At 68.1% G+C, this 6964-nt stretch carries 6 protein-coding genes; 4 read left to right on the forward strand and 2 right to left on the reverse strand.

The window, feature by feature from the left end; genetic code table 11:
* The 4 genes from AX702_RS18175 to AX702_RS18190 all read left to right on the forward strand — a co-directional run.
* Window positions 1–2038, forward strand: a 2038-nt coding sequence (locus AX702_RS18175) for a xanthine dehydrogenase family protein molybdopterin-binding subunit (RefSeq protein ID WP_066781852.1), incomplete at its 5' end; no start/stop codon positions are given.
* 128 nt (window positions 2039–2166) lie between these two features.
* The gene (locus tag AX702_RS18180; RefSeq protein ID WP_066781857.1) at window positions 2167–2787 is read left to right on the forward strand and encodes a cysteine hydrolase family protein; all 621 of its coding nucleotides are present in this window, start codon (window positions 2167–2169) and stop codon (window positions 2785–2787) included.
* A gap of 170 nt (window positions 2788–2957) precedes the next feature.
* Window positions 2958–3974 carry a zinc-dependent alcohol dehydrogenase family protein gene (locus tag AX702_RS18185; RefSeq protein WP_066781853.1) on the forward strand — a complete coding sequence of 339 codons (1017 nt, stop codon included), beginning with the start codon at window positions 2958–2960 and terminating at the stop codon, window positions 3972–3974.
* Window positions 3975–4000: 26 nt separating this feature from the next.
* Window positions 4001–5239: a flavin monoamine oxidase family protein gene (locus tag AX702_RS18190; protein WP_066781854.1), complete on the forward strand. Its 1239-nt coding sequence runs from the start codon at window positions 4001–4003 to the stop codon at window positions 5237–5239.
* A gap of 75 nt (window positions 5240–5314) precedes the next feature.
* Here the strand turns inward: AX702_RS18190 and AX702_RS18195 are convergent, their stop codons facing one another.
* On the reverse strand, window positions 5315–6301 hold the full coding sequence (locus AX702_RS18195) for an aldo/keto reductase (RefSeq protein WP_066781855.1): 987 nt from the start codon (window positions 6299–6301) through the stop codon (window positions 5315–5317).
* Window positions 6302–6454: 153 nt separating this feature from the next.
* Entirely contained in the window at window positions 6455–6835 is a 381-nt protein-coding gene (locus AX702_RS18200) for a winged helix-turn-helix transcriptional regulator (RefSeq protein WP_066781856.1), read from the reverse strand.
* Between the last annotated feature and the right edge of the window lie 129 nt (window positions 6836–6964).

Genomic DNA, 6964 nt, shown 5'->3' on the forward strand with positions numbered 1-6964 from the left:
CGGCAGCGCCGTGGCGAAGGGCCGGATCAACAGCATCGACACGCGCGAGGCGCTTGCCGCGCCGGGCGTGCTCGCCGTTCTCAGCTCGCTCGACCATGCGGAGCCGCTGCCGCTCGGCATGTCGAACAACACGCCCCTGTTCGGCGGCCGTGAGGTCAACCATTATCATCAGGCGGTCGCCTGCGTCATCGCCGAGACGTTCGAGCAGGCGCGCGCCGCCGCCGCGCTGGTGCGGGTGGACTATGCCCGCGCGAAGGGGGTCTTCGACTTGCCCGCCGTCGCCCCGGCCGCGCCGCCAGCCAAGGGACGCGACGGCAAGCCCGACGTGAAGACGCTGGGCGACTTCGAGGCGGCGTTCGCCGCCGCGCCGGTGAAGCTCGATTCTCGCTACACCACGCCTGACGAGACGCACGCGATGATGGAGCCGTTCGCGACCATCGCGGCATGGCAGGGCGAGAAGCTGACCATCTGGACATCGAACCAGATGATCAACTGGGCCAAGCAGAGCATGGGCACGATCCTGGGCATCCCCAAGGAGAATGTGCGGGTGGATTCGCCGTACATCGGCGGCGGTTTCGGCGGAAAGCTGTTCATCCGCGCCGATGCGGTGCTGGCGGCGCTGGGCGCGCGCAAGATCTCGCGGCCGGTGAAGATCGCGATGCAGCGCCCGCTGATGGCGAACAATGCCACGCATCGCCATGCGACGATCCAGCGCATCCGCATCGGCGCCGGCCGGGACGGACGGATCACGGCGATCGCGCATGAGGGCTGGTCCGGCAACATCAACGGCGACGATCCCGAGCGCGGTTCCGCGCAGACCAGGTCCATGTACGCCGGCGCCAACCGGATCACGGCGGAATATATCGCCAAGCTTGATCTGCCCGAGGGCAATGCGATGCGCGCACCGGGCGAGGCGCCGGGGCATCTCGCCCTGGAGGTCGCGATTGACGAGCTGGCCGAGCAGCTCGGCATGGACCCCATCGCACTGCGTATCCTGAACGAGCCGGCGACCGCGCCGTCCTCCCCGGAAAAGAAGTTCTCCGACCGCAATCTGGTGCGCTGCCTGCGCGAGGGCGCCGCACGGTTCGGCTGGGACAAGCGAAACGCGAAGCCCGGCGCCGTGCGCGACGGCAAATGGCTGGTCGGCATGGGCGTGGCTGCCGGCTATCGCGGCGGCCCGACCGCGAAGTCGGGCGCGCGCGTTCGCCTCGACGGCGGGCGCGTGGTGGTCGAAACCGACATGACCGACATCGGCACCGGCACCTACACGATCGTCGCGCAGACCGCGGCCGAGACGATGGGTGTGCCGCTTGACCGGGTATCGGTGAAGCTGGGCGATTCCGTCGACCCGGCCTCCGCGGGCTCGGGCGGCCAGTGGGGCGCCGCCAGCTCCACCGCCGGGGTCTATGCCGCCTGTCTCGAGCTGCGCCGTGCGATCGGCCAGAAGCTCGGCTTCGACGGCGACGGTGCGACCTTCGCCGACGGGCGCATCATTGCCGACAATCGCAGCTGGCGCCTGGCGGAGGCCGGCAACCTGTCAGCGACCGGCGAGATGACCTTCGGCGATTTCAAGCAGGGTTACGATATCGGGACCTATGCCGGCCACTTCTGCGAGGTGGGCGTCAACATCTACACCGGCGAGACCCGCATTCGGCGGATGCTGGCGGTGTGCGACGCCGGTCGCATCCTGAACCCGCTATCGGCCCGCAGCCAGGTGATCGGCGCCATGGTCATGTCGGCGGGGGCCGCGCTGATGGAGGAACTGGCGGTCGACAAGCGCTTCGGCTTCTTCGTCAACCACGATCTCGCCGGCTATGAAGTCCCGGTCCATGCCGACATCCCGCATCAGGAATGCATCTTCCTCGACACGCTCGACCCGATCGTGTCGCCGCTCAAGGCGAAGGGCGTCGGCGAGCTCGGCATCTGCGGTCCGGGCGCGGCCGTGGCGAACGCGATCTACAATGCCACCGGCGTCCGCATCCGCGATTATCCGATCACGCTCGACAAGCATCTCGACAAGCTACCGCAGGTCGCCTGACCGGCGCGGGAGAAGACGCATGAGGCTCGATACGCCCGCGGGCGACGTGGCCCATGCGTCATGCGTTCCGGATCGATCGGGCGTCATCGGCGGCTGATCTCGACCCCCATGCGAAGAGGAGCCTCGCGATGAACCCGACCCGAACAGCCGTTCTGTTCATCGAATATCAGAACGATTTCGTGACCGAGGGCGGCGCGCAGCACAAGGCCGTTGCCGCCGTGATGCAGTCGACCGGCATGCTCGCCAACAGCACCGCGCTGCTCGCCGGTGCGCGCCAGGCCGGGCTGGTGGTGCTGCACGCCCCCATTGCGTTCGCGGAAGGTTATCCCGAGCTGCCGGCCGAACCCTATGGCATCCTCGCCGGCGTGAAGGGCGCCAACGCCTTTCGCCGCGGAAGCTGGGGCGCCGAGATCGCGGAAGCGATGCGCCCCGAACAGGACGAGATCGTCATCGAGGGCAAGCGCGGGCTCGACTGTTTCGCCAGTACCAACCTCGACTTCGTCCTGCGCCAGCGCGGGATCACGACGCTGGCGATCGCCGGCTTTCTCACCAACTGCTGCGTCGAATTCACCATGCGCTCCGCTTATGAGCGCGGCTATCGCGTCGTCACGCTCACCGACTGCTGCGCCACGATCGGCGAGGAGGAGCAGCGCGTGGCGATCAGCAAGGACTTCCCGATGTTCTCGCTTCCCATGGCGCACACCGATTTCCTCGCGGCGCTGTCGCCGGAGACCGTGACGGCCGGGTAGCAACCGGCTCCGTGCGCCGGGCATTCATGAATGGCAGGTATCATGGCTAGCGCGACTGGCCCGCTAATCTTCCGGGCGGCGCAGGCCTAGCTACCGGTCGGGCGCCATGGGGGCGGAGGCATCAGCCACGACCTTGCGCGCTCCATGCCATTGATTACGAAGGAACACCGATGCTCGGCACAGTCATGTACGGAAAGGGCGACGTCCGCTTCGAGGAGCGTCCCGAGCCCGAAATCCTGAAGCCCACCGATGCCATCATCCGCCTGGCCGCGAGCTGCGTTTGCGGGTCGGACCTGTGGCCGTATCGCGGCTTCGGCAATGACGGCGCGCCCAAGGCGATGGGGCACGAATATTGCGGCGTGGTCGAGGCGGTCGGCGATGCCGTGACCAGCGTGAAGCCGGGCCAGTTCGTGGTCGGCTCCTTCTGCATCTCGGACAACACCTGCCCGCACTGCAAGTTCGGCTTCCAGTCGTCCTGCGAGCAGATCGAGTTCATGACGGGGGCACAGTCGCCGCTGGCGCGGGTGCCGCTGGCCGATGGCACGCTGGTGGCGCTCGATCAGGCCCCGGACGATGACCTCATCCCGCACCTGCTCGCGGTATCCGACGTGCTCGGCACCGGCTGGTATGCGGCCGATGCCGCGCGGGTGCAGCCCGGTTCCACCGTGGCGGTGGTCGGCGATGGCGCGGTCGGCCTGATGGGCGTGCTGGCGGCCAAGCAGATGGGCGCGCACCGCATCATCGCGATGAGCCGCCACAAGCAGCGCCAGGATCTCGCGCTCGAGTTCGGCGCGACCGATATCGTCGCCGAACGCGGCGACGAGGGTGTCGCCAAGGTCAAGGAACTGACCGGCAACGTCGGCGCGGATGCGGTGCTGGAGTGCGTCGGCATGGAAGAATCCATGTGGCAGGCGATCAACTGCGCCCGCCCCGGTGCGACGATCGGCTATGTCGGCGTGCCGCACGGCGTGGAATTCGACGGCTCCAAGCTGTTCTTCGCGCAAAAAGGGCTGATGGGCGGCCCCGCCCCCGTGCGGCGCTTCCTTCCCGACCTGATCGACCGTGTGCTTCGCCGCGAGATCGCGCCGGGCAAGGTGTTCGACCTCCAGATCCCGCTCGCTGACGTCGCCGAAGGCTATAAGGCGATGGACGAGCGCCGCGCCATCAAGACGCTGCTGCGCGTCTGACCGAAAGGACCGGGCGGCTCCGCACCATGTACGACATCGTCATCGTCGGCGGCGGGGCTGCCGGTATCGGCGCCGCGCGGCGGCTGGCCGGTTCGCAATGTGACACGCTTCTGATCGAGGCTGCGCCGCGGCTCGGCGGCCGGGCGCATACGGTCAGCGTCGACGGCCTGGCGCTCGATCTCGGCTGTGGCTGGTTGCACTCGGCCGACCGGAACCCCTGGGCGCAGGTGGCGACGGAACGCGGCATGGCGATCGACCGGCGCCCCCCGGCCTGGGGCAAGCAACATCGCGACCTCGGCTTCACCGCGCGCGAGCAGCATGACGCGCGCGGCGCGCTGAACGACTGGATCGCGCGTCTCGCCGACGCTCCCCCAGCCGATGACAATGCGGCCAGCGTCCTTCCCGTCGATCGCAGGTGGCACGCCTATATCCGTGCCATGACCGGCTTTATCAGCGGCGTGTCCCCCGACCGTATCTCCGCCGCCGACTTCACCGCTTATGATCAGGCAGCGACGGGGCAGAACTGGCGGGTGGCAGAAGGCTATGGCGCATTGATCGCCGGCAGCGTGCCGCACGCCGCGAAGCATCGTCTGGGAACCGCGCTCCAGCGGCTTGCGCTCGCGCCCGGGTCGGTCCGTCTGGACACCACGGCCGGCACCATCCAGGCCCGGACTGTGATCGTGACGGTTTCCACCGCCGTCCTCGTCGGCGACACGATCCGCTGGCCGGCCGAGATCGAGCCATGGCGCGATGCGGCTTATGCGATCCCGCTCGGCCGCAATGAAAAGCTGTTCCTCCGCCTCGCCCCGAACGCGCCGTTCGAGGATGAGACCCAGCTTCTCGGCAATCCGAACGATCCCGCGACAGGGGCCTATTACATCCGTCCCTTTGGCCGGCCGGTGATCGAATGCTTCCTCGGCGGCGACGGGGCAGCGCTGATCGCGCGCGAGGGACAGGAGGCCGGCTATGCCCATGCGATCGCCGAGCTTTCGGCCCTGCTGGGCTCGGGTGTGCGATCGTCTCTCCAGCCAGTCGCCGCCTCGGACTGGACCCGCACGGCGACGATCGGGGGCGGCTATAGCTGCGCGCTGCCCGGCGGCGCTGCCGAACGACGGCGGCTCGCCGTGCCGTTCGAGAACCGGCTGTTCTTCGCCGGCGAGGCGACCAGTTCGACGGACTTTTCCACCGCGCACGGTGCCTATGCATCCGGCATGCGCGCGGCGGAAGAAGCCCTCGCCGCGCTCAGCCGTTCCCGCCCCGCCTAGCTGTTCGCATCGGCAAGCCCGAACCGGCTCCCCGGCGGAGGCCGGGAAGCCGGATCGAAGGCCGTGGATCAGGGCTCAGTTACCCGTCGTCGCCATGAGCTGCGGCGGATAGCGTTCGCCCTCTACGTCGATCGCCGCCAGCGCGTCGGTGAACGCGGCAAGGTCGGCCGCCGTCAGCGTCACGTCCGCGCCGCCGAGGTTTTCCTCCAGCCGGTGCGGCTTGGTGGTGCCGGGGATCGGCACGATGTACGGCCGCTGCGCCAGCAGCCACGCCAGCGCGATCTGCGCCGGCGTCGCGCCCTTCTCCTCGGCGGTGGTGCGGATCAGGTCGATCAGCGCTTGGTTCTTCTCCATCGCCTCCGGCGTGAAGCGCGGCAGCAGCCTGCGGAAGTCGCCCTCCTCCAGCTTGCTGTCCTTGCCCATCGCGCCGGTCAGAAAGCCCTTGCCGAGCGGGCTGTACGGCACCAGCCCGATGCCAAGCTCATCGCACAGCGCCAGGATGCCGTTCGTCTCGACGCCGCGGGTCCACAGCGAATATTCGTTCTGCAGCGCCGCCACCGGCTGCACCGCATGGGCGCGGCGGGCCGTCTCGGCGCCCGGCTCCGACAGGCCGAAATGCTTGACCTTGCCCTCGGCGATCAGGTCGCGGACGGTGCCCGCAACATCCTCGATCGGCACGTTCGTGTCGACGCGATGCTGGTAGAACAGGTCGATGCGATCGGTGCGCAGGCTTTTCAGCGATGCCTCGCACACCTTGCGGATCTGCTCCGGCCGGCTGTTCAGCCCGGCCATCTTCCCATCGACGATATTGAAACCGAACTTGGTCGCGATCTGCACCTGGTCGCGCACGGGCTCAAGCGCCTCGCCCACGATCTTCTCATTGGTATAGGGACCGTAGACCTCCGCCGTGTCGAAGAAGGTCACGCCCAGATCGACCGCCTTGCGGATAAGGCTGACGCTGTCCGCATCGGCAAGGGGATTGGCATAGCCGAAGTTCAGGCCCATGCAGCCGAAACCAAGGGCGGAGACCTCAAGGTCTTTGCCAAGTGTGCGCTTTTCCATTCCAGCAACTCCATCAATCGCCCAAACCATCGGGCGGTGTCGCCCCGCGAACATGGCGCCGGACACCCGATCCGACTACCGCGCCGGATCAGCAAAGACCTATGAATCCGGGGCATGAAACCGAATGCGGCGCCGTGGCGAGCATCGGCGGCCTCAGCCGCGCCGCGTCGTCGGCCGCGCGCCGAGTTCGTCCAGCGCATCCGCATTCTGGCGGCCCCAGGCGTATAACAGCTCCACCGGCTCGACGAACCGGCGCCCCAGCGCTGTCAGGCGATAGGTAACGGCGGGCGGCACGGCGCTCTCGACATGGCGCGAGACGAGCCCCACCTCCTCCATCTCGCGCAGCGTCTGCACCAGCATCTTCTTCGAAATGCCGGGAAGGCTGCGCTGGAGCACGCCGGTGCGCGCCGCGCCGGCGTGGCGCACGTGCAGCGTATGCAGCACCATGCTGGTCCACTTGGTCGCGAACAGCTCCAGCACCCTTCGCGGCGCGCAATCCTCGCGCCAGTCCTCTTCGGGCGAACCCGGCTTCATGGTCACCTCCTGGTGCCTACGTCCCCAAAGGGTGCCGTCTAGAAGAGCCGGGCGCCCGCGCCTAGCTGCTGCATCGAACGAGAAATGGAGATTGGCGATGACGAAGACGGCGCTGGTCGTTGGGGCAAG

It is taken from the genome of Sphingomonas sp. CCH5-D11 (genome assembly GCF_001557395.1).
GTDB lineage: Bacteria > Pseudomonadota > Alphaproteobacteria > Sphingomonadales > Sphingomonadaceae > Sphingomonas.

Bases quoted from the DNA above. Each gene is read 5' to 3' on its own strand.
- AX702_RS18180 (WP_066781857.1), top strand. From the start codon at position 2,167: ATGAACCCGACCCGAACAGCCGTTCTGTTCATCGAATATCAGAACGAT.
- AX702_RS18190 (WP_066781854.1), top strand. From the start codon at position 4,001: ATGTACGACATCGTCATCGTCGGCGGCGGGGCTGCCGGTATCGGCGCC.
- AX702_RS18200 (WP_066781856.1), bottom strand. From the start codon at position 6,835: ATGAAGCCGGGTTCGCCCGAAGAGGACTGGCGCGAGGATTGCGCGCCG.
- AX702_RS18195 (WP_066781855.1), bottom strand. From the start codon at position 6,301: ATGGAAAAGCGCACACTTGGCAAAGACCTTGAGGTCTCCGCCCTTGGT.
- AX702_RS18185 (WP_066781853.1), top strand. From the start codon at position 2,958: ATGCTCGGCACAGTCATGTACGGAAAGGGCGACGTCCGCTTCGAGGAG.